The organism is Burkholderia sp. Ac-20345, from assembly GCF_017104825.1.
Lineage (GTDB): Bacteria > Pseudomonadota > Gammaproteobacteria > Burkholderiales > Burkholderiaceae > Burkholderia > Burkholderia lata_B.
Window position 1 is genome coordinate 1 of sequence record NZ_JAAGPO010000052.1, and the last position, 22657, is coordinate 22657.

Annotated in this window: 22 protein-coding genes; 14 read left to right on the top strand and 8 right to left on the bottom strand. The window is 66.5% G+C overall.

The genetic code is table 11. The features are described 5' to 3' along the window. Window positions 1-218, bottom strand: a 218-nt coding sequence (locus G3O06_RS19845; protein WP_205817252.1) for a hypothetical protein, incomplete at its 3' end; no start/stop codon positions are given. Window positions 219-224: 6 nt separating this feature from the next. Next, on the bottom strand, window positions 225-905 hold the full coding sequence (locus G3O06_RS19850; protein ID WP_205817217.1) for a GntR family transcriptional regulator: 681 nt from the start codon (window positions 903-905) through the stop codon (window positions 225-227). A 280-nt stretch (window positions 906-1185) separates the two neighbouring features. Between G3O06_RS19850 and G3O06_RS19855 the strand changes: the two genes are divergently transcribed. Together G3O06_RS19855 and G3O06_RS19860 are read left to right on the top strand one after the other, a co-directional pair. After that, entirely contained in the window at window positions 1186-2376 is a 1191-nt protein-coding gene (locus tag G3O06_RS19855) for a type 1 glutamine amidotransferase (protein WP_174918078.1), read from the top strand. 116 nt (window positions 2377-2492) lie between these two features. Further along, a complete protein-coding gene (locus G3O06_RS19860; protein WP_205817218.1) occupies window positions 2493-3185 on the top strand; it encodes a DUF2968 domain-containing protein in 693 nt (230 codons plus the stop codon). A 78-nt stretch (window positions 3186-3263) separates the two neighbouring features. Here G3O06_RS19860 and G3O06_RS19865 read toward each other — a convergent pair whose 3' ends face one another. After that, window positions 3264-3506: a hypothetical protein gene (locus G3O06_RS19865; protein ID WP_205817253.1), complete on the bottom strand. Its 243-nt coding sequence runs from the start codon at window positions 3504-3506 to the stop codon at window positions 3264-3266. A gap of 144 nt (window positions 3507-3650) precedes the next feature. On the opposite strand from G3O06_RS19865, the gene G3O06_RS19870 reads away from it, so the two are divergent. Next, the gene (locus G3O06_RS19870) at window positions 3651-4946 is read left to right on the top strand and encodes an MFS transporter (RefSeq protein ID WP_205817219.1); all 1296 of its coding nucleotides are present in this window, start codon (window positions 3651-3653) and stop codon (window positions 4944-4946) included. Window positions 4947-5027: 81 nt separating this feature from the next. On the opposite strand, the gene G3O06_RS19875 is transcribed toward G3O06_RS19870, so the two are convergent. Beyond that, entirely contained in the window at window positions 5028-6938 is a 1911-nt protein-coding gene (locus G3O06_RS19875; RefSeq protein ID WP_205817220.1) for a tetratricopeptide repeat protein, read from the bottom strand. A gap of 341 nt (window positions 6939-7279) precedes the next feature. On the opposite strand from G3O06_RS19875, the gene G3O06_RS19880 reads away from it, so the two are divergent. Continuing rightward, window positions 7280-8923 carry an FAD-dependent monooxygenase gene (locus G3O06_RS19880; RefSeq protein WP_174970248.1) on the top strand — a complete coding sequence of 548 codons (1644 nt, stop codon included), beginning with the start codon at window positions 7280-7282 and terminating at the stop codon, window positions 8921-8923. Between the two features lie 8 nt (window positions 8924-8931). Here G3O06_RS19880 and G3O06_RS19885 read toward each other — a convergent pair whose 3' ends face one another. Genes G3O06_RS19885 through G3O06_RS19900 form a run of 4 tightly spaced genes read right to left on the bottom strand, consistent with a single transcriptional unit; the run spans window position 8932 to window position 14234 of the window. Next, entirely contained in the window at window positions 8932-9183 is a 252-nt protein-coding gene (locus tag G3O06_RS19885) for a formate dehydrogenase subunit delta (RefSeq protein ID WP_174918084.1), read from the bottom strand. A gap of 7 nt (window positions 9184-9190) precedes the next feature. Then, window positions 9191-12142: a formate dehydrogenase subunit alpha gene (fdhF, locus tag G3O06_RS19890; protein WP_205817221.1), complete on the bottom strand. Its 2952-nt coding sequence runs from the start codon at window positions 12140-12142 to the stop codon at window positions 9191-9193. A gap of 17 nt (window positions 12143-12159) precedes the next feature. Beyond that, window positions 12160-13737: a formate dehydrogenase beta subunit gene (locus tag G3O06_RS19895; protein ID WP_205817222.1), complete on the bottom strand. Its 1578-nt coding sequence runs from the start codon at window positions 13735-13737 to the stop codon at window positions 12160-12162. After that, window positions 13734-14234 carry an NAD(P)H-dependent oxidoreductase subunit E gene (locus G3O06_RS19900; RefSeq protein ID WP_174988921.1) on the bottom strand — a complete coding sequence of 167 codons (501 nt, stop codon included), beginning with the start codon at window positions 14232-14234 and terminating at the stop codon, window positions 13734-13736. Before G3O06_RS19900 ends, G3O06_RS19895 begins: the two co-directional genes overlap by 4 nt. 129 nt (window positions 14235-14363) lie before the next feature. Here G3O06_RS19900 and G3O06_RS19905 point away from each other — a divergent pair, with 129 nt between their 5' ends. The 10 genes from G3O06_RS19905 to G3O06_RS19950 all read left to right on the top strand — a co-directional run bounded on the left by G3O06_RS19905 (window position 14364) and on the right by G3O06_RS19950 (window position 22561). Then, window positions 14364-15470 carry a substrate-binding domain-containing protein gene (locus tag G3O06_RS19905; protein ID WP_205817223.1) on the top strand — a complete coding sequence of 369 codons (1107 nt, stop codon included), beginning with the start codon at window positions 14364-14366 and terminating at the stop codon, window positions 15468-15470. 101 nt (window positions 15471-15571) lie between these two features. Further along, entirely contained in the window at window positions 15572-15841 is a 270-nt protein-coding gene (locus tag G3O06_RS19910; protein ID WP_205817247.1) for a hypothetical protein, read from the top strand. 379 nt (window positions 15842-16220) lie between these two features. Further along, window positions 16221-16574, top strand: a complete 354-nt coding sequence (locus G3O06_RS19915; protein WP_069247423.1) for a DUF4148 domain-containing protein — start codon at window positions 16221-16223, stop codon at window positions 16572-16574. Between the two features lie 754 nt (window positions 16575-17328). Then, complete coding sequence (locus tag G3O06_RS19920; RefSeq protein WP_205817254.1) at window positions 17329-17571, top strand: hypothetical protein; 243 nt, start codon at window positions 17329-17331, stop codon at window positions 17569-17571. 34 nt (window positions 17572-17605) lie between these two features. After that, window positions 17606-17860, top strand: a complete 255-nt coding sequence (locus G3O06_RS19925) for a hypothetical protein (protein ID WP_205817224.1) — start codon at window positions 17606-17608, stop codon at window positions 17858-17860. Window positions 17861-18060: 200 nt separating this feature from the next. Then, window positions 18061-18342: a helix-turn-helix domain-containing protein gene (locus tag G3O06_RS49760; RefSeq protein ID WP_205817248.1), complete on the top strand. Its 282-nt coding sequence runs from the start codon at window positions 18061-18063 to the stop codon at window positions 18340-18342. Between the two features lie 120 nt (window positions 18343-18462). Continuing rightward, window positions 18463-18942, top strand: a complete 480-nt coding sequence (locus G3O06_RS19935) for a hypothetical protein (RefSeq protein ID WP_205817225.1) — start codon at window positions 18463-18465, stop codon at window positions 18940-18942. A 128-nt stretch (window positions 18943-19070) separates the two neighbouring features. Next, entirely contained in the window at window positions 19071-19340 is a 270-nt protein-coding gene (locus G3O06_RS19940) for an AlpA family phage regulatory protein (RefSeq protein ID WP_205817226.1), read from the top strand. Further along, window positions 19337-19948, top strand: a complete 612-nt coding sequence (locus tag G3O06_RS19945) for a hypothetical protein (RefSeq protein ID WP_205817227.1) — start codon at window positions 19337-19339, stop codon at window positions 19946-19948. Before G3O06_RS19940 ends, G3O06_RS19945 begins: the two co-directional genes overlap by 4 nt. Before the next feature lie 183 nt (window positions 19949-20131). After that, window positions 20132-22561: a phage/plasmid primase, P4 family gene (locus G3O06_RS19950; RefSeq protein ID WP_205817228.1), complete on the top strand. Its 2430-nt coding sequence runs from the start codon at window positions 20132-20134 to the stop codon at window positions 22559-22561. Window positions 22562-22657 lie beyond the last annotated feature (96 nt).

The following is a 22657-nucleotide window of genomic DNA, read 5'->3' on the forward strand; positions in this document are numbered from 1 at the left end:
AAGTGTTCCCAGTATCCGGGTTCACCCTGAGTTTGTGAAATTGCTTGTTTCAATCCGGGGCATCGAGAATTTCTATCTGCTTCCGGCCCTTGATTGGGTGCGGCGTGCGGGGGAGGTAATTGACGCGCGGTGTCGACGAGCGCGCGGCTCGTGGTCCGGCCGGCGGCGAGGTCGGCGGCGAGCTGGGCGAGCGGGGGGAAGGGCGTGAAAGTGGTCATGGCGGCTCAGGGGCGAAGATGTTGAAGAAGCGTGGAGCGGAACGAATCGATATGGCTCTCGACGGCCACGCGCGCGCCGGCGGCGTCGCGTGCCGACAGCCGGTCGAACAGTGCGCGATGCTCGTGCTGGACGTCGGCGAGATGGTGAGGTTCGGACAGCGTGACGAACCAGAAGCGCAGCGAGCGCTCGTGCAGCGCGCGCAGGATCTCGGCGAGGACCGCATTGCGCGCGGCCGCGGCGATCGCCTGGTGGAACGCACGGTCGAGTTCCATCATGCCTTCGACGTCGTGCGTGTCGACGCAGGCCTGTCCTTCGTCGAGCAGCGCGGCCAGGCGTGCGAGATCGTCGGGCGTCGCATGGCGCGCGGCGAGTTCCGCGCAGTACGCTTCGTTGATGCGCCGCACGTCGATCACCGCGACGATGTCGTCGAGCGACAGCGGTTGCACCATCAATCCCTTGCGCGGCATCACGGACAGCAGCCCTTCGAGCACGAGCCGATGCACGGCCTGGTGCACCGGCGTGCGGCCGATACCGGTGCGCGCGACGAGGTCGGCTTCGTTGAGCGCGGCGCCGGGCTTCAGCCGCATCGTGGTGATGTCTCGCTGGATCAGCGCGTACGCGCGGTCGGCGAGGCTGGCCGCCGGCGCGGCGGGGCGGTCGGAGGTGACGTCGGTCAGGGCATTCATGCGGAGGGCGGTGCGGCGGCCGGGCGGGGCGCGATCATGGCGCGGGCGATCGGGAAGCGTGGACGATGCCTGGATATTATTGTGATATATCACTGGTGTCCAGTACCGGTCGCGACGCATCGGCGTTGCCAGCGCGCGGGCAGGAACGCTCCCCGACGCAGTTTGCCGCCGACTTGCAACAATATCGACAGGATGTTGCAGGTTTGCCGCTCGATCGCGCACTGAAGCATAATGATTCCTCGTTTATCCATACGCGTGAGCGACGTACCAGACCATCGTCATGAGCGAAAACACGCCTTCCCCGGCCGGTCTGCCCGGCACCTCCTCCGTTTCTTCCGATTCCCCCCGTCCCGCACCGGCGAAGGTGCCCGATGCGCCGGCAGCCCAGGCCGCCGCGCAGAACGTCGCCGCGGACGGTGCGTCGCCGGTCACGGCTGCGTCCGAGCCGGGTGCGCCCGGTGCAACGGGGGCAGCCATCGATGGCGCTGCCGCTGCCGCGCCGCCGAAGCATGGCGCACCGCCGCCGGGGTTCGGCGCGCAACCCGACTTCGACACGCCGCGCCCGCCGCCCGCGAGCGCGCAGAATGCGCCACCGGCCTACCTGAAGCAGAGCGACACGCCGTGGTCGGTGTTCGGCCGGATCATCGCCGCGCGCGCGCGCCGGCTGTTCGATCGTGCGGGCCAGCGCATCACGCAGCGCACGCTGCGCATTGGCGTGTCGGCGCGGATCTTCCATCCGGAGCCGGGCGCGAAGGGGCTGCGGGGCAAGACGCTGCAGTATCTCGAGGAATCGATCGCCCACTGGGTCATGTCGCGCGACGTGCTCGTGTTCATGATCCCGACCGTCGGTCACCAGGGGATGATTCATCCGAGCAACATCCGTCTGCGCGACTACGCGAAGCATCTCGACGGCCTGCTGCTGCAGGGTGGCGCAGACGTATCGCCGCAAACCTACGCAGCATCTGACGCCCGCCCCGAATGGCCGGGCGATCGTGTGCGCGACATGTATGAACTCGAACTGCTGCACGAGTTCGTCGAGTCCGGCAAACCCGTTCTCGGCGTGTGCCGCGGCTGCCAGCTGATCAACGTCGCGTTCGGCGGCTCGCTGTACCAGGACATTGCCACCGATGTGCCGACCGCGAACGCGCACGTGAGCGAGCATTACGACCAGCATCGTCATGCGATCCGCTTTCCGGATTCCTCGACGCTCGCGAGCATGTTCCCCGGGCGCAGCGAAGCGATCGTCAACTCGATTCACCATCAGGCGATCCGTGATCTCGGCCGCGATCTGAACATCGAGGCCGTGTCGGCGGGCGACGGGATCATCGAAGGCATTCGTCATCGCCGTTCGCCGTTCGTCGTCGGCGTGCAGTGGCACCCCGAGTTCCATCGTGCCGGCGGCTCGGAGCTGCTCGACTGCACGCCGCTGCTCGATGCGTTCCTGCGCGCGGCGCGCGAAACCCGCCTGTAGCAAGCCGCATTATTCGCATCGTATGAAGGCCGGCCGCATCCCGATAAATTCGAGAATGCGGCCGTTTCGTTTTGAACGATAATCGCGAGTTCCGATCCGTTCGCCGGAGTCTGACGTTGGCTTTCCGAAACTTCTCCCCTGCACGACGCGCCACGTGGATCATTGCGCTGGCTGCCTGCGCGCAAGCGGGCACGGCCTGGTCGGCCGACGCGACCGCGCCCGCCGCCGGTACGCGTCCGGCGGTCACGAGCCTGCGCGGCGACGCGGCGGCATCCGGCGCGGCCGCGTCGGACGCATCCGCGCAAGGCAACGTCGCCGAGCTGACGCGGATGCTGCACGATGGCCGGATCGTCGAGATGCGCACGACGTACAACGGCAGCTACGGCGCGAGCCTGATGTTCGATCCGCGCGAGATGACGTATTACGTCGCGCTGTTCCAGGACAAGCACCTGTGGCGCGTGATCCGGTCGCAGGAGAAGAGCCGCGCGGAGATGGTGTACGCGAACTTCGTTCAGCAGACCATACAACTTGCCGATATCGAAATCCGCCGTACCGAGCTGGAGGCGCAGAAGGCGTTTCTCGAGCGCGTGATCGCGCTGCAGGCGAATCGTGCGCAGCAGTTGCAGGCCGACCTGAGCGTTGCACGTAGCCAGCAGGCTGAAGTCGCGCAGCGGCAGCGTTCGGCGCAGGAGCAGGCACAGGCGCTGCAGGTCGAGAAGCGGGCCGCGCAGATACAACTGCGTGATTTGCAGGAACAGGTGCGACAACTCGAGAAGCAGACCGAGACGGGGCTGCCCGCGCACAAGTAACGATTCGTTGGACGGACGGAGAGAGACGAGCAAAACCCGGCGAAGCGCGCTTCGCCGGGTTTTTTCATGGGGCGGCCGTCAGCGCGCGAACGCGCTTGGCGTATCGGCCAGGCGGCGGCGGGACAGTTGCGCCGTCCAGTCGAAACCGGCGGCGGGCGCGTGCGTTGCGCGGGCAGGCCGGGTAGCGCGCAGTGCGCTTTCCATCGCGATCAGCGTGAGCGGATCGTCGAGCGTGTCGCGTTCGGGACGACCCGTACGAGGCGAACGCCGCGACCGCAGCGGCAGGAGCAGCACAAGGCAAATGTCGGGTTGGCGTGGCATGATGCGCCAACTACGCCGGTGCGCGCGTCGTTGCGCGGCGCGCCGCCGGCGGGCAGCGATGCCCGTGCGCGCCGGCCCGGCGCCGCGTGCGTCGTCGGATTCACGCGGCGCGGATTCGCGCCATCCGAGTTGAGCGAGAAAAACATGTCCACAGCGTCACACGCCATCGCGCAGGAATCGAAATTCCGCACCGTGTTCCGCGTCGTCAGCGGCAACTTCCTGGAAATGTACGACTTCATGGTCTACGGCTATTACGCGTCGGCCATCGCGAAAACCTACTTTCCGAGCGGCGACGCATTCGCGTCGCTGATGCTGTCGCTGTCGGTGTTCGGTGCGGGCTTCCTGATGCGGCCGGTCGGCGCGATCGTGCTCGGTGCGTACATCGACCATCACGGCCGGCGCAAGGGGCTGATCCTGACGCTCGGGCTGATGGCGCTCGGCACGCTCACGGTGGCCGCGATACCCGGCTATGCAACGATCGGCGTCCTCGCGCCGGTGCTCGTGCTGCTCGGCCGGCTGCTGCAGGGTTTTTCGGCAGGTGTCGAGCTCGGCGGCGTGTCGGTCTACCTGTCGGAGATCGCGACGAAGGGGCACAAGGGGTTCTATACGTCGTGGCAATCGGGCAGCCAGCAGGTGGCCGTCGTGTTCGCCGCGTTCGTCGGCGTGCTGCTGAACCGCGCGCTGCCGGTCGAGGAGATGACCGCGTGGGGTTGGCGCATTCCGTTCCTGATCGGCTGCCTGATCGTGCCGTTCCTGTTCCTGATCCGTCGTTCGCTGAAGGAGACCGACGAGTTCCTCGCGAAGCGTCATCGTCCGACGATGGGCGAGATCATGCGTTCGATGCTCGACAACTGGCGCGTCGTGGTGGCGGGCATGGGGATGGTGATCATGACGACGGTGTCGTTCTACATGATCACCGCCTATACGCCGACGTTCGGCAAGGAAGTGCTGCACCTGTCGTCGCTCGACGCGCTCGTCGTGACCGTCTGCGTGGGGATCTCCAATCTCGTGTGGCTGCCGCTGTCCGGTGCGTTGTCGGACCGCATCGGTCGCCGCCCGGTGCTGATCACGTTCACCGTGCTGACGCTGCTGACGGCCTACCCGGCCGTGCTGTGGCTCGTCGGCGATCCGTCGTTCCTGCGGCTGCTCGCGGTCGAGCTGTGGCTGTCATTCCTGTATGCGTCGTACAACGGGGCGATGGTCGTCGCGCTGACCGAAGTCATGCCGTCCGACGTGCGCACGGCCGGTTTCTCGCTCGCATACAGCCTGGCGACGACGATCGGCGGCTTCACGCCCGCGATCTCGACGCTGCTGATTCATCAGACCGGAAACAAGGCGGCGCCGGGGCTGTGGCTGAGCGTTGCTGCGATTTGCGGACTGATCGCGACGCTCGTGCTGTATCGCACGTCCGAGGCGCGCAACCAGTACAAGGCGGCCTGAGCGCCACCCGTTTGTCGCGCGGCGCCGGCCGCACGCATCGCATTGAAAAAGGGAGCGCGCGCTCCCTTTTTTCGTCTGCGTTCAGGCTTCGCGCAGCATGCCGGCGACCGCGGCCGCCACGTCGAGCCATTCTCCCGGCGCGGGCTGGCGGGCGAGTCTGGCCTGCGGATACCACGGGCAGTCGTTGCCGGTGAACCAGCGCCAGTCGGGCGCGAACGGCAGCATGACCCATTGCGGCTTGCCGAGCGCGCCGGCAAGGTGCGCGACTGCCGTATCGATCGTGACGACGCCATCGAGCCGCTCGATCAGCGCGGCCGTGTCGGCGAAGTCGTTCAGCCGGCCGTCGAGCCGATGCAGGCGCGGATGCGCATCGACGCGTGCGCGCTCGTCGTCGTCGAGTGCCGGCTGCAGCACGATCCAGTCGATATCCGGAAGCGCCAGCAGCGGCGCGAGCGCGTCGAACGGCATCGAGCGGTTTTCCTGCGCCTGCCGGCGCCCCGACCACGCGAGGCCGAACTTGCGCTTCGATTGCCCGCCGAGCGAGCCGCGAAAGCGCCGGGCGGCGCCGTCGGGGGTGTCGAGGTAGCGCGAGCCTGCGACGATGTCCTCCGTCTGAAGCCCGAGCAGGAACGGCAGGCTCATCAGCGTGCACGCGACATCCGCGGCAGGCGGTTTCGCGGCGCCCTGTGCAACGAGCGTCACGCGCCAGCGCGACGCGGCCGGCGCCAGCAGCGAAACGAGTTCCGGCTGGACTTCGAGCACGACGCGCGCGCAGCGTGCGCGGGCGAGCGGCACGAAGCGGACGAACTGCAGCGTGTCGCCGAAGCCCTGTTCCGCGCGGATCAGCAGCGTGCGCGACGCAATCGGCTCGCCTTGCCAGCGCGGCAGCGTGCCGAGCGGCGTCGCGCCCGGCGTGTCGTGGCGCGCTTCATACGCGGGCAAGCCGCGCGTGAAGTCGCCCAGTGTGAGCAGCGTGACCGCGCGGTGCAGCCGCGCCAGCGTGAGATCGGGCGCGACGCGCAGTGCCTGGTCGAATGCGCGTAGCGCCATCTCGTGCGCACCGAGCGCATGATGTGCGTTGCCGAGGTTCAGCCAGGCCAGGCTGAACGACGGATCGAGGCCGACGGCGCGCTCGTAGTAGGGCAGCGCGTCGCGGTGGCGTGACTGCGCGCTCAGTGCGTTCGCCAGCCCGAACAGCGCGAGCGGAAACGGCGGATGCAGTGCGAGCGCGGCTTCGAACGCGTCGGCCGCCTCGGCATGCCGGCCGACCGCATCGAACGTGTTGCCAAGATTGAAATGCGCGGCGACGAAGCGCGGCTGCGCGGCGATCGCGGCCTGGAAGTGCGCGATCGCGTCGCTGGCGCGGCCCATCGCGTTCAGCGCCATCGCGAGGTTGTTGTGCGCCCCCGCATGCCCGGGCCGCAGCTCGAGCGCGCGATGAAACGCGGCGAGCGCGTCGTCGTGGCGGCCGAGTGCGTTCAGCGCATTGCCGAGATTGTTGTGGATCGACGCATCGTCGGGCGTGAGCCGGAGCGCGCGGCCAAATGCATCGATCGCATCGTCGTGGCGCTGCAGTGCCGCATACGCGTTGCCGAGGTTGTAGTGCGCGAGCGGAAATTCGGGCGCGAGCGTCAGCGCGTTGCGAAAACGGTCGACCGCTTCGTCGAGCCGGCCGAGCGCCTTCAGCGCGTTGCCGAGATTGAGCTGCAGCGCGGCATCGTCCGGCCGCAGCGCGACGGCGCGGCCGACGAGATCGGCCGCCTCGGCGTGCTGGCCCTGCTGGTGCCGCAGCACGCCGAACAGATGCAGCGCGTCGGCGTCGGCGGGGTTGGAGGCGAGCGCGTTGCGATAGCCGTGCTCGGCCTCGGCGAGGCGGCCCGCGCGGTGTGCGGCATACGCCCGGTCGAATGCGGAATCCATAACGCGAAAACTGACGGAAAGCGCGTATTTTCCCACACCGCGCGGCGGTGCCGCGAATCGGCCGATCGGCATATGGCCCCGTCACGCGGAGCGGCGTAGACTGGGGGCTGTTTACCTATGGAACGCGCATGCGAAGGCCCGAAATCGCTCGCAGGGCAAGAAGCGAGGAGCGCCGTTTGGCCTCGCCAAACAAGCGACGAGCGACGCCGCCATGTGGGCGATTTCGGGCCTTCCCGTGACATGGATTTTTTTAATTTGGGGTTGCCACGAGAACGGCCGCTCGCCGCGTTGCGCTTCTTGCGAATACGTCAGTATTCGCGGCGGCGCGCGCCTCGCGAGCGGCCGTTCTCGTGGCAACGCATGCGCGTTCCATAGGCAAACAGCCCCCTAGACCGCGTGTCATCGAGGTTCTCATGGCTGACACACTGCCCGATATCCCGCCCGTGCTGATTGTCGGCGCGGGGCCGACCGGCCTTGCCGCGGCGATGAGCCTCGCGCGGGCCCGCGTGCCGGTGCGCATCATCGATCGGCTCGCTGCGCCCGCACCGCATTCGCGCGCGATCGGCATCCAGGCGCGCACGCTCGAACTGCTGGAGCAACATCGCGCGGTCGAACCGTTTCTCGCGCTCGGCCATCGGGCGCATGCGGCCGCGCTGCATGCCGACGGCCGCGTGATCGCGCGGCTCGATTTCGATCCGCTGCAAACGCGCTATCCATATCTGCTGTTCCTCGATCAGACCGTCACCGAGCGCTTGCTGGCCGAGCATCTGGCCCGGCTCGGCGTGACGGTCGAGCGCGGTGCGACGCTGACCGCGTGCGATGCGGGCGGCGCGTCGCTCGATGTGTCGATCCGCCGCGCCGACGGTCGCGACGAATCGTTCGCACCGTCGTACCTGATCGCGGCCGACGGCGCGCACAGCACGGTCAGGCATCTGCTCGGCCTGGGCTTCACCGGGCAGGCGTTCGAACAGACATTCCTGCTTGCCGATTTCGCGGCGATACCCGACTGGCCGGACGAAGAGATCCACCTGTTCACGGCGCCCGAAGGCATCGCCGGCCTGTTTCCGATGGGAGGCGGCCGTTACCGGCTCGTGGCCGACCGGCCGCCCGGCAGCGACGCGTCGCCCGATGCGCCGACTCCGTCGCTGGCGGAATGCGACGCGATCGTGCGTGCCCGTGCCGGTGCGTCGATCTCGCCGAGCGATCTCGCGTGGTCGTCCTATTTTCACCTGCACAGCCGGATGATCGACCGGCTGCGTCACGGTCGCGTGTTCTTCGCGGGCGACGCCGCGCACGTCCACAGCCCGGCCGGCGCGCAGGGCATGAACACCGGCATCCAGGAAGCGTTCAATCTCGGCTGGAAGCTCGCGCGCGTGCTCGGCGCGGGCACGCCCGAGCGGCTGCTCGACACGTATCACGCGGAGCGCCATCCGATCGAGCGCGACGTGTTGCGGCAGACCGGCTTCGTCACGCAGATCGTCGAAGCCGAGCGTGGCGCGATGAAGCTGCTGCGCGATCATGTCGTGCCGCTGCTGGCGTCGTTCGGGCCGATGCGCGACGCGGTGCGGCGCTCGGTCAGCGAGCTCGGCGTGCAGTACCGGAAGAGTCCGCTCACGCTGGAGCGCGTGCTCGACGGCGGGCCGCGCGCAGGCGAACGGGCACCCGACGCGCACGTGCGCGTGCTCGACGGGCCGCTCGGTCAGGCACCCGGAACGGCGCGGCTATACGACCTGCACGATCCGGCGAGCTTCACGCTGCTGCTGCTGGAAGAGCCGGCGAATGCCGACGCTGGGGCCGTGGCGCCGATGCCGGCCGATGCGCAGGCGCTCGTGCAGGGGCTCGAACGGATCATGCCGGACGCGGTGCGCGTCTGGCGCGTCACCGATGCCGAAGGCGGTGATGCCGGGCTTGCGCAGGAATACGGCCGCTCGCGGCCGTCGTTTTACCTGCTGCGTCCGGATGGTTACGTTGCCGCGCGCGGGCGCACGGCAACCGACGCGAACGGGCTGCTGCGCCACTGCGAAAGCTGGTTCGCGGGCATGTCGCGGTCCGCTTGACGGGGTGGTCAGGCAGTCGCCGCGGCGGGCACGAGCGACGCACGGTGCACGGCGATCGCGTCGCGCACGATCGGCGCCGCACGTTGCCCGGCCTCGCTCGACGGATCGTCGAGCGCCGCGAGCAACGCGCGGCGCATCCGCGGCTCCCAGAAGCGCCGGATATGGTCGGCGATGCCGGCCAGCGCTTCGTCGCGATCGGGCATCGATTCGAAGAATGCGCCGATCTGGTTGGCCATGTCGATCAGGTGTCCGTTGTCCATCGCTTCCTCACTTGCCTGACGTCACGCCGGCGGCCGCGGCTGCGCGCCGTTCGAGCAGATCGAGCTGCTCCGCGTTGAAGCGCGCGTAGGCTTGCTGCCAGTCGGACGGCTGCGCGACGGGCAGCACCTGCACGGCCGTCACCTTGTACTCGGGGCAGTTCGTCGCCCAGTCCGAGCTGTCCGTCGTGATCACGTTCGCACCCGATTCGGGGAAGTGGAACGTCGTGTACACGACGCCAGGCTGCATGCGTTCGGTCACGAGCGCGCGCAGCACCGTCTGCCCCGCGCGCGATTCGATACCCACCCAGTCGCCGCTGCGGATCCCGCGATCCTCGGCGTCGTGCGGATGGATCTCGAGGCGATCCTCTTCGTGCCAGCGGACATTCTCGGTGCGGCGGGTCTGCGCGCCGACGTTGTACTGCGACAGGATGCGGCCCGTCGTCAGGATCAGCGGATAGCGTTGCGTGACCTTCTCCGGCGACGCAATGAACTGCGTGATCACGAACTTGCCCTTGCCGCGTACGAATGCGTCGATGTGCATCGTCGGCGTGCCTTCCGGTGCCTGCTCGTTGCACGGCCACTGGATGCTGCCGAGCGCGTCGAGCTTAGCGTACGACACGCCCGAGAAGGTCGGCGTGAGCCGCGCGATCTCGTCCATGATTTCCGACGGATGCGCATAGTCCATCTCGTAGCCGAGCGCGCGCGACAGCATCAACGTGACTTCCCAGTCCGCGTAGCCCGCGAGCGGCGGCATCACCTTGCGCACGCGCGAGATGCGGCGTTCCGCGTTCGTGAACGTGCCGTCCTTCTCGAGGAACGACGAGCCGGGCAGCAGCACGTGCGCGTACTTCGCGGTCTCGTTCAGGAAGATGTCCTGCACGACGATGCATTCCATTGCCGACAGCGCGGCCGCGACGTGCTGCGTATTCGGGTCCGACTGGACGATGTCCTCGCCCTGGCAGTAAAGCCCCTTGAAGCTGCCGTCGAGCGCTGCGTCGAACATGTTCGGAATGCGCAGCCCCGGTTCCGGCTGCAGCTTTGCCGACCACGCTGCCTCGAACTGCGTGCGCACGATCTCGTCGCCGATGTGCCGGTAGCCGGGCAGCTCGTGCGGGAACGAGCCCATGTCGCACGAGCCCTGCACGTTGTTCTGGCCGCGCAGCGGATTGACGCCGACGCCTTCGCGGCCGATGTTGCCGGTCGCCATCGCGAGGTTCGCGATGCCCATCACCGTCGTCGAGCCCTGCGCGTGTTCGGTCACGCCCAGCCCGTAATAGATCGCGGCATTGCCGCCCGTCGCATAGAGGCGCGCGGCTTCGCGCACCAACTCGGCCGGCACGCCGGTTACTTCGGCGGTCGCCTCGGGCGAGTTGTCGGCACGCGAGACGAAGTCGCGCCATTGCTCGAATGCGCGCGTGTCGCAGCGCTCGGCGACGAACGCGTCGGCGACGAGCCCTTCGGTGACGATCACGTGCGCGAGCGCGTTGACGATCGCGACGTTGGTGCCGGGGCGCAACTGCAGGTGGTGGGTCGCCTTCACGTGCGGGCCGTCGACGACGTCGATGCGGCGCGGGTCGATCACGATCAGCTTCGCGCCTTCACGTACGCGCCGCTTCAGCCGCGAGCCGAACACCGGGTGGCCGTCGGTCGGGTTCGCGCCCATCACGACGATCACGTCGGCCTGGCTGACCGACGCGAACGTCTGCGTGCCGGCCGATTCGCCGAGCGTCGTCTTGAGACCATAGCCCGTCGGCGAGTGGCACACGCGTGCGCAGGTGTCGACATTGTTGTTGCCGAACGCGGCGCGCACCAGTTTCTGTACGAGGTAGGTTTCCTCGTTCGTGCAGCGCGACGACGTAATGCCGCCGATGGAATCGCGGCCGTACTTGTCCTGCAGCTTGCGGAATTGCGTTGCCGCGTAGGTGAGTGCTTCGTCCCAGCTGACTTCGCGCCACGGGTCGGTGATCTTCTCGCGGATCATCGGCTTCGTGATGCGGTCCTTGTGCGTGGCATAGCCCCACGCGAAGCGCCCCTTCACGCACGCGTGGCCCTCGTTCGCGAGGCCGTTCTTGTGCGGCGTCATGCGCACGACCTGCGTGCCCTTCATCTCGGCCTTGAACGAGCAGCCCACGCCGCAGTACGCGCAGGTCGTGACGACCGAGTGTTCGGCCTGCCCGAGTTGCACGACGGATTTTTCCTGCAGCGTGGCGGTCGGGCAGGCGGCGACGCACGCGCCGCACGACACGCATTCCGACGCCATGAACGATTCGCTTTCGCCTGCGGCGACGCGCGATTCGAAACCGCGTGAGGCGATCGTCAGCGCGAACGTGCCCTGCGTTTCCTCGCAGGCGCGCACGCAGCGGTTGCAGACGATGCACTTCGACGGGTCGTACGTGAAGTACGGATTCGACTCGTCCTTCTTGTCACGCAGATGATTCGCGCCATCGAAGCCGTAACGCACTTCGCGCAGCCCGACGACGCCCGCCATGTCCTGCAGTTCGCAGTCGCCGTTGGCGGGGCAGGTGAGGCAGTCGAGCGGATGGTCGGAGATGTACAGCTCCATCACGTTGCGACGCAGCGACTGCAGCCGGTCCGACTGCGTGCGCACCTTCATGCCCGCTTCGGCAGGCGTCGTGCACGACGCCGGATAACCGCGCCGGCCTTCGATCTCGACGAGGCACAGCCGGCACGAGCCGAACGGTTCGAGCGAATCGGTCGCACAGAGCTTCGGGACGTTGACGCCGGCTTCGATCGCCGCGCGCATCACCGACGTGCCGGCCGGCACCGTGACCGGCTGGCCGTCGATTTCGAGCGTGACGTCGGTATCGGCATACCGTTGCGGCGTGCCGTAGTCGGTATCGTCGAACGGATCGCGGGCACGCGCCTGAGCGGCGCTCTTGCACGCGCATTGGCCAGAGCCGCAACCGCCTTGGCGGACGTTGTTCGTGTCGAGGGACATGCAGGGCTCCTTCTGGGTCAGGCCGCAGCCTTGACCGGACCCGACGCGGCATGTTTGCCGGCAGCGAGCCCGAAATCTTCGGGGAAATGGTCGAGCGCGGACAGCACCGGGTAGGGTGTCATGCCGCCCATTGCGCACAGCGAACCGGCCAGCATCGTGTCGCACAGGTCGCGCAGCAGCGTGACCTGCCGCTCCGACGTATCGCCGTGGCGGATGCGCGCGATCGTCTCGACGCCGCGCGTCGAACCGATCCGGCATGGCGTGCACTTGCCGCACGACTCGATCGCGCAGAACTTCATCGCGTATTCGGCCAGCTCGGCGAGGTTCGATGTGTCGTCGTGCAGCACGATGCCGCCGTGGCCGACGACCGCGCCGATCGCCGTATAAGCCTCGTAGTCGAGCGGCACGTCCCACTGGTGGTCGGGCAGGTAGGTGCCGAGCGGGCCGCCGACCTGCGCGGTGCGCGCCGGCCGGCCGCTTGCCGTGCCGCCGCCGAAGTCGAACAGCAGTTCGCGCAGCGTGACGCCGAACGCGAGCTCGACGAGGCCGCCGTAGCGGATGTTGCCCGCGAGCTGGAACGGCAGCGTGCCGCGCGAGCGGCCCATCCCGTAGTCGCGATAGAACGCGGCGCCGCGCGCGAAGATCACGGGCGCCGTGGCGAGCGTGATCACGTTGTTGATGACGGTCGGCTGGCCGTACAGGCCGGCGAGCGCGGGCAGCGGCGGTTTCGCACGCACGACGCCGCGCTTGCCTTCGAGCGATTCGAGCAGCGCCGTTTCCTCGCCGCACACGTACGAGCCCGCGCCTTTCGCGACGTGCAGCTCGAACGCATGCGCGGAGCCGAGCACGTGCTCGCCGAGCCAGCCGGCTTCGCGTGCACGGACGATCGCGGCTTCGAGCGTGGCGATCGCATGCGGGTATTCGCTGCGCACGTAGATGTAGCCGACCGTCGCGCCGGTCGCGACGCCCGCGATGATCATCCCTTCGATCAGGCAGTACGGATCGCATTCCATGATCAGGCGGTCGGAGAAGGTGCCCGAATCGCCTTCGTCTGCGTTGCAGACGATGTATTTCTGAGTGGCGCTCGCTTGCCGGACCGTGCGCCACTTGATGCCGGCCGGGAACGCCGCGCCACCGCGGCCGCGCAACCCAGATTCGATCAGCGATTCGCATACGGCATCGCCGTCGAGTGCGAGTACGTTCTTCAGGCCGGCGAGGCCTTCGTATTGCAGGTAATCGTCGATCGACAGCGGATCGGTCAGGCCGATGCGTGCGAACGTGAGGCGTTGCTGGCGTGCGAGATAGGGCAGTGCGTCGACGAGGCCGACGCCGCTCGGATGCGTGCCGCCATCGAGCCAGTTCGCGTCGAACAGGGCGGGCACGTCGGCGGCCGACAGGTTCGCATAGCCGACACGGCCGGCGGACGTGCCGACTTCGACGAGCGGCTCGAGCCACAGCAGCCCGCGCGAACCGTTGCGGACCAGTTCGATCGCGACGCCGCGCCGTTCGGCTTCCGTCGCGATCGCGGCGGCGAGCGCGTCGGCGCCGAGGGCCAGCGCGGACGAATCGCGCGGGACGTAGATGCGGGTCGTCATGCGGCCTCCGGTGTGTGGGCGACCGCGTCGGCAAGCAGCGCGTCGAATTTCTCCGGCGTGACCCTGGCATGCAGCACGCCGTTGACCGTCAGCGATGGCGACTGCGCACACAGTCCGAGGCAGTAGACCGATTCGAGCGCGACGTCACCGGGTGCATGCGTATCCGCGGCATCGCCGTGCGCGGCGTCGAACCGGCAGCCCGTGCGGGCTTCCGCATGCGCGGCCAGCGCTTCGCAGCCCATGCTGCGACATGCTTCGGCGCGGCACATCTGGATCGTCACGCGCGCAGGCGGCGCGGTGCGGAAGTGGTGGTAGTAAGTCAGTACGCCGTGCACTTCCGCGCGCGACAGGTTGAGTGCCCTGGCGAGCGGCGCGACGCAGCCCGGCGGCACGTAACCCGCGTCGTCCTGGATCGCGTGCAGGATCGCCACGAGCGACCGGCCGGCGCGTGCATGGCGCTCGACGAGCGCGTCGGGCGCTTGGGAATTCGGGGACATCTTGTGCTCCTCCAAAGTCTCATATGCGCTCGAAATTCATATAGTGCACATCGTGACTTCGATCTGATTGATTTTGACCAACGATAAGCGGAAGATTTGGCCGTCGCAATAGGAAATCGGAGTGCATAATTGATTCGAATCGAATGCGACGCGTTTCTGACCGTACGCGACACGGAAGGCCGTGCGGCCAACCTGTCGGACGTCGCGCCGTTGCTGGAACTCGTGGCCGACACGGGCAGCATTGCGCAGGCCGCACAAGCGAAAGGGCTGTCCTACCGGCACGCGTGGGGCATGTTGCGCGCGCTGGAGGCGTGCATCGGCGGGGAACTGATCGAAACCGCCCGCGGCAAGGGCTCGACGTTGTCGGCGCTCGGGCAGGCGGTCGTCGATGCGCAGCGCCTCGCGCGCAGCCGGCTCGACGGGAACCTGCGCACGCTGGCGGCCGAAGTGGCGAGCGACCTGAACCGGCGGCTCGCCCAGCGCGACGGCGCCGTGCGCATCCACGCGTCGCACGGCTACGCGGTCGCGACGCTCGTCTCCGCGCTCGTCGATGCGCAGGCGGCTGTCGACATCAAGTATCGCGAGAGCGTCGAGGCCGTGCAGGCGCTTGCCCGCGGCGAGTGCGACCTGGCCGGCTTCCATCTGCCGCGCGGCGCGTTTCGCGCGCAGTGCGCGCAGATCTACCGGCCGTGGCTCGACGATACGCGCCATGTGCTGATCCACCTGACACGGCGCCAGCAGGGGCTGTTCGTGCCGCGCGGCAACCCGAAGCAGGTTCGCGGGCTCGCGGATCTCGCGCGCAATGACATTCGCTTCGTCAACCGCCAGCCGGGGTCGGGCACGCGCATGCTGCTGGATCTCGCGTTGCGCGCGATCGGCATCGATCCGGAACGCATCGACGGCTACGCGTCGGCCGAGCTCACGCATTCGGCGATCGCGGCGTTCGTCGCAAGCGGGATGGCCGATCTCGGCTTCGGCGTCGAGCCTGCCGCCCATCATTTCGGGCTCGATTTCATCCCGGTCGTCGACGAAGACTATTACTTCGCGTGCGAACGCGCGCGGCTCGACGCGCGGCCGCTGGCCGGCGTACTGGCGCTGCTGCGCGACGCGCGCTTCGTCGAGCGCGTCGCGCATCTCGACGGCTACGATCCGGCTGCGTGCGGAACGCTGACGAGCATCGCGACGGGGCTGGCCGGCGGCGACGGCGCGAGCGTGCCGGACGGCAATTCCCGGTAACGCGGGCGCAATCGAACCGCGATGCAGCAGCGGGGGATTTGCGCTACGCTTGCCGCTTGATCAACGTTCCAACAAGCACGCCGTTCAAGCGTCATCCCGCCATGAAATTTTCCGTTCCCCTCGCCGCGGCAGCGTTGACCGCGGGGCTGCTGACCGCTGTTTCGCCGTTTGCGCTCGCGCAGAATTCCCCCGGTGTGCCCGGCGGTATCCTGAGTGAACAGTTTCGCTTGAACGAGCATCCGCAGATGCCGTTTGCGGCGTCCTCGCCGTCGCAGAAATACCAGAGCGGCAAGAAGTCGGCCTTGCGCCGCAAGGGCGACTTGGGCGATCCGAACGGCTGCAACCTGAAGTGTCCGATGGATAGCCGATAACCTGGCTGACGGGCGCGTTCGCACGAGGGGCACGCGGCCCCGATTCGACTGGCGGGTGTTGCGCTCGCGCGCCGACCCGGCTGGCCGACCGGCGACGGCCGGCGTCCCGTGCAATTCCGATTCTGTCCGAGCCCCGTGGAGCGTTGCCGCTTCGCGGGGCTTTTGCTTTCCGGCGAATCTTCATGCGATTCGATGCAGGGCGACGCTGGGGTATGCGCATCGCTGGCCTGGCGGGTGATTCAGGGTTAACCCTTAAATGAGGAAGGATGTCTTCCAGAAACCTGCCTTATTCTTAAGCATCCGCCTACATAAACTTCGGGTTGTCAGCGATGAACAAGGTGTTCACCGCGAACACAGACAAATCTGGAGGTAGGTCATCATGAAGTCGCTCGTTCAAGCTGTTGTCGTTGCTGCCGCTCTCGTTGCCCCGGTCGTGTCGTTTGCCCAGTCGGGTTCGACGATCACCCGTGCGCAGGTTCGCGCCGAACTGGTCCAGCTGCAGCAGGCAGGTTACAACTCCGCTCGCGGCGAAGATCCGCATTATCCGGAAGCGATCCAGGCAGCAACGGCGCGTGTTGCAGAGCAGCAGCGCGCTGCGCTGGCGCAAGCGCAAGGCGCCGACGCCAGCGGTTACGGCGCACAGGCACAGGGCGCATCGGCATCGGGTTCGCGTGCAATGGGCGTGCGTCCGGCCACCGCTGAAGAAATGAAGTCGCTGTATCGCGGCAGCTAAGCCGCGCATCGCCCGGTGTGCGCGAACGCCGGGTGCGACGACACGTCGCGCCCGGCACTGCGGCTCCCGGGCTGGCCGCTGCCTGGCGCGATCGATGATTGCGCGGGCGCGGCAGGACATCCGTCACCTCCTGTCGCCGGAACACCGGTGGCATTCCGCCCGGCCCACCCGTGGCTGGGCGCTTTTTCGGAGCGAGAGGGGCGCATGCGTTTCGCCGGTAACAAAAAACCCCGCAGACTTGCGTCATGCGGGGTTCGTGCGGCGAGCGCGGAATTTGGTGGGGCGGCGTCACTCGAATTTCAGCGTGTAAGACGTGTCAGTAAAGGCATATAGTATTTAGAATTTGAAATGTACCCCCATAAATACCCCCGGATCGGTGGCGCTGCCTCCCGTTGCGGTGGTTGTTTCGCAGCTCTGTCGGGTGTCGCTAGCGCGGTTCTTCTAGCGAGGACAAGTTTACAAATTCCCTGTTGACACCTGACGTCGGACGGGAATAATCTGCAGTCGCCGCTGAGACAACAGCGGCCGGGCGTGGAAACCCGAGATACCCCAAGGCGGATGAGCCGCCAGCTGTGCGGCTATTTTTACGTCCGTGCGCTTTTGCACGCCGGTTTCTATGGCGGGCCGAGCGAGGGCCAGCTTCGGCTGGGCCGGTTTCCTTGGGTACCGGTTTTCCACCCCTTGCTGTCGGGCCCGCCACCCCTCATGTGGAAATGAGCGGCGGGTCTCCATCAACACCCAAGGAGGCCGCACCATGCGCCAAGCTCCCGCTCGTCCCGAGCAACCGCAATCCCCACTCGAAATTATCCGGGGCGCCCTGCGCGCTGCCGCGCTCGCACCGACCTATCAGGATGCCCTCGACGTCACCGGCGATGCGCTGCGCCACCTGGCGGAAATCGCTCGTGAACTCGAAACGATCGGCTGCATGAACGAAATTGGCAGCGAGGCCGAATATGCGCTGCGTTCACGCGCAGAAACGCTAACCACGTCTGCCTGACGGCAGTTCGATGCAACCACATACGGAGTCCATCATGGCGTTTCATATTCCGGACAATGCTTTCCCGATCGGTCAAATCCCGGATCAGGTAACCGTATCGTCGCGCGATATTGCTGCATTTCATGCATTGCAGGGTGAGATCCGCACGTGCATTTACGCGTTGCGCGGCGCGCTCGGTCGCCATATCCAAATTGATACGGTTCCTGGTGCAGAATGGTTTTGGCAACGTGCCGAAATAGCCGCCGATGAACTCGACGCTGCAATAAATAAGGCCATCGGTTTGGATTGAACAACGGAGCGTAGCCAGCCTGATAGGGTGGGTGGGCGCTGCCGCTGTTCGTGTCGATTGACAACGAAGGAGTGAATATGGCCCATACACCCCGGAAGCCCAAAGCGGAGACGAATCAGCGTACCGACCGCGAACTGGCGTTATGTGTTGAACTGCTCGACTCGCTCGTGGACCGGCTAGCCGACCGGCTAGCAGGCCGAATGGCTGAAACGTTGCGTGAGCTTTACCCGGTGCCAGCGGTAGTAGCTCGTCCACAAGGCTGGACTGCTCCGATTTTGCCGCAGGCACCGGAGGTGCGGGTCGGCGCGTTGTATACCATCCGATACGTTATGCAGCGATTGAGCGTTTCGAGAGGGACTGTGTACCGCATCGCGCGGAGGGGCGATCTCGAGCTCGTAAAGATTGGTCACATAAGCCGGGTGACAGGCGAAAGCCTCCGTGCATTGATCGAACGGGGGCATACGATGCACCAAACCGGCTGATCGACTGCAGCAGCTGGCATACCCCTACAACCGTGCCTAGCTCGACGGGGCGAAAACCGGGCGCCCTTACCCGGCTGGCGTGGTTCTATCTTGAGGGACTGCGTGGAAGGATTACGCGAAATGACAAACGACGAACGCACAGCGGCTCAGACGCGTGCTGAGGAACTGTATCGCCTATTTGATTGGGAAACTGTGGGAAGTGAATATGCCGCGCGCATGGGCAAGATCAACGAAGACTTGCGCGCCCGGCCGATCGATGCCTGTGTGCTGGAATGTCTCCTTGCGCTTGTGCGTGAAGACGCGGCCGCGACGCGGGAGGCGCTATTGGATACGCTGAACGATTTTTCCTCGATTAAAAAATCGAAGGCGGAAAGCGGTCGCTCTGGTGGCAAGGCTCGAGGAAGGAAGTACGCTCCGCTGCGCGCTTTGGCGCTGGAATTGGCGATTGCAGGAGGGTACCCAAATGCGAAAGCCGCGGGCGATGCTATTGAATCGAACGTTCGCGCACTCGCTGAAGAGTTGAAAGTGGATTTCAGCGCGGATCGAGGCAGTCAGACTATTGCCGACTGGCTTCGAGACGCGGGATTCGATTTGACCTAATCCCATTGCGTTTTCAGTATCGCGTAGCCGTGCAGGTACGCGAAGCATCATTTTTGCTTCGCGGCTATACGTGACGGAGTGTGTGCGTTGAAATGTGGCTGTGTCCAATCTACCGCTAGGGACGGCCAATGACCACCACCTTTCACCACCCCTTGCGTACCGGCGAACGCAACAATCCTCAAGCCCTGCCACTTGATGGATTCACCCGATGGGCGGATTTAAAGCACCTCGTTCCGCTGAGCCGAGAAACCATCCGGCTGCGCGAGATCGCCGGCCGCTTTCCGAAACGCATGCAACTCGGTTCGTCGCGCTCTGCTGCGTGGCCGAATCGCGAGATTCATCGGTGGCTCGCGGATCCTGCCGGCTACCGAGTTCCCGAGCAGGCGACCGCCGCATGAATTCCATCGACAACGCACGCTATCTGAGCCCCGCCGCGAAGCAGGCTGCAGCCGAGCACCTGCTCCGGATCCGCGCCATTCACGGAGACGACCCGTGTTCGCGCGAGCAGACCGCCGCGCATGAAGTCGGGCATACGATCATCGCCGTGGCGTTCGGCTGGCGCTTTCTCGGTGCTCACATTCGATCGCAGGATCTGGCTTGGACAGGCTCGACGCACTACGAGCACCGGCTGACCGGGCGCCCGTACACCCTTGACGAAGCGGCCGACGTCTTCTTTGCTGAAGCGGTGATGGACCTGGGCGGCATTGCGGGCGAGGAGATCGCCGGCCTGTGCCATCCTGCATCCAGCCATTTCGAGATCAAAAACGCCGGGGCCGCGTGCGCCGCACTCGATGCATTCACGGGTGAGACGCCCGGGAGTCATTTCGCGCGTGCGTTCGCGCTCGCGATGACAGAGATCCAGGCCAATGCCACGACGTTCGAAGTCCTGCGCGCGCACTTCCGACGATCGAAGCGGCTGACGCCGGCCGAGGGGCGGCGGATGCTGAAGAACGTAGCGCCGCGGCTCGCCGACATGCAGTTCGTGAAAAGAAAAAGCCCGCAATAAATGCGGGCCCAAAAATTTCAAAGCTCGGTAAACACGATGAATAGTACACCTACAGAAAATGCTGTCAAGCCAAACCATACAAACGCCAATCTGGTCGCGGCGCTCGCGCCGATCGTTTCGCGCGTCGTCACTTCGCACTGCTGGATAAAGCGCGACGGGCCGCCATCGCACATCAATCGGCCGTTGACTGCTGACCGGCTCGCGCATCACGTGAACGGTGGGCCGGCCTACGGCGCGGCGCAGATCGAGCCCGGCGCGTCGACGACACGCGTCGCGTGCCTCGACCTGGATTCGCACAAGGGCGAAACCTCTTGGTACGACATGCAGGCCGCGGCGCTGCGTGTGATGGCGCAGCTCGAGACTCGGGGCATGCGGCCGATCCCGTTCCGATCGTCCGGCGGGGCAGGGCTGCACATCTACATGCTGTGGGACGAGCCGCAGGACGCGTACAGCGTGCGATGCCTGCTGCGCGACGCGCTCGCCGCGTGCGAGCTGCGCGACGGCGTCAAGGGCGTGGCCGCCGGCCAGGTCGAAGTTTTCCCGAAGCAGAACAGCGTGCCGCCGGACGGGTTCGGCAACATGTTCGTGCTGCCGCTGGCCGGCAAGTCGGTGCCGCTCGATTCGTTCGAGCTCGACGACATGCCGAAGGGCTTCGCGGCGGAAATGGATTGGCCGGTGAGCGCCGACGTGCCGCACGTCGCGCGCGAGGAAATCGTAATGCCCGGCGCGGTCGACGTGCCGGTCGAGCTGGAGCTGATGAAGTCGGCGCTCGACATGATCCCGAACGCTGGCGACGACGAGCTGGATTACGAGGAGTGGCGCAACGTCGTGTTCGGGATCCACCATGCGGCGCGCGGGAGCGACGATGGCTTGGCGCTCGCGCACAAGTTCTCGGCGCGGTCGAGCAAGTACGACCCGCGGTTCCTCGACGAGCGCGTGTGGCCGCACATCGGCAAGACGTCGAGCGACGAGCGCGCGCCGATCACTGGCCGCACGGTGTTGCAGCTGGCGCGCGCACACGGGTGGCAGGAACCGATCGAAGACGATTTCGAAGCCGCCGCGCGCGTCGAGGCGATCGCCGTCGGCGTGCCGCGTGCTGCAGAGCCGGCAGTCGAGGTCCGCACGCCGCAAGCGCCGGTGCCAGCTGACACCGGGGAGAAGCCGCCGCGCGCACCGAAGAAGCCGCGTGATGACGAGCCGCCGAAGGGCTACCGCGCGCGCACCGAGTTCGGCAACGCCGAGCGCATGCTCGATCGCTTTGGTGCGGGCCTGATGTACGTGCCCGAGCTCGAAGCCTGGTACGCGTGGACGGGCGTGTATTGGCGCCGCGCCGTGCAGGTCGAGCTCGAGAACATGGCGAAGGAGACGATCCGCGCGCTCGTGGACGAGGCCGAGGATCTGCAGACGGCCGAGGAACGGATCGAGTTCTTCAAGTTCTGCGCCGCGTGCCAGAAAGCTGCGATGGTGTCGAACATGATCCGGCTGGCCGCGTCCGACCCGCGCGTCGTCGTGCCCGTCACCGAGCTCGACAAGCACACACACCTGCTCGGCGTCGGCAACGGCGCCGTCGACCTGCGCACGGGTGAGCTGCTGGCGCCCGACAAGGAACACCGCATCACGGTCGTGACGCCGGTCGACTACGATCCGCGCGCCGCAGGGCCGCTGTTCGAGCAGACCGTGCGCGACGTGTTTTTCGATGACGACGAGCAGGTCGAATTCTTTCAGCGCCTCGTGGGGTACGCAATCCGCGGCGAGCCGGAAGAGGACATCATCGTGATCCCGCATGGCGACGGCTCGAATGGGAAGTCGACGGTGCTCGGCAAGATCCGCGACGCGCTCGGCGCGCATGCGAAGGCTGCGGGGCCGGAGACGTTCCTGTCGGCCAGCGGCGGCCAGGGCGCGGCGGCCGGCGCGGCGCGCGAGGATCTGCTGCGCCTGCGCGGCGCACGTTTTGTCTACGTTGGCGAGCCGGACGAGGGGAGCGAGCTGCGCGAGGGGCTGATCAAGGCGATGACGGGCGGCGATCCGATCCCGGCGCGCGGCCTATGGGCGAAAACGACGATCGAGGTTGTGCCGACGTGGGTCGCGTTCATGCCGACCAACCACAAGCCGATCGTGAAGGGCGATGACCACGCGATCTGGCGGCGGCTGATGCTCGTGCCGTTCACCCGAAATTTCGACCGCGACCCAGACATCGTGAAGGATCCCGGCCGCGCGCAGCGCATCGCCGCCGAGTTGGCCGGCGTGCTCGCGTGGTGCGTGCGCGGCGCGCTGGCCTATCAGCAGCACGGATTGAAGCCGCCGAAGACCGTCGCCGCGGCGCGCGATGCGTACAAGGCAGACATGGATCTGCTTTCGGACTGGTTATCGGAGTGTTGCGAACTCGGGCCGGCGCATACCGAGGCGAGCGAAGAATTGTGGTTGTCGTGGAAGCATTTCGCGGAACGCCGTGGTGAACTGCGATTTATTGCGAATTCGCGGGCGTTGGCGCGTCGGCTCGTTGCGCGCGGCTTTTCGCAGGTTAAGAACCTGGGCCCGCTGCGCGCGCAGCGTGGTTTCGCCGGAATTCGTGTTGCTGTCGAGCGTGAACTCGGGGAAAGCGATCTCGCGTGAGTGAACGCGCAGAAATTTGCACGTTGTTGGTGGGCGCAGGGCGGGGGTGAGGCGTTTGAGGCGTTTTCACCCCCATTTTTCTTATCTTTTTCTCGC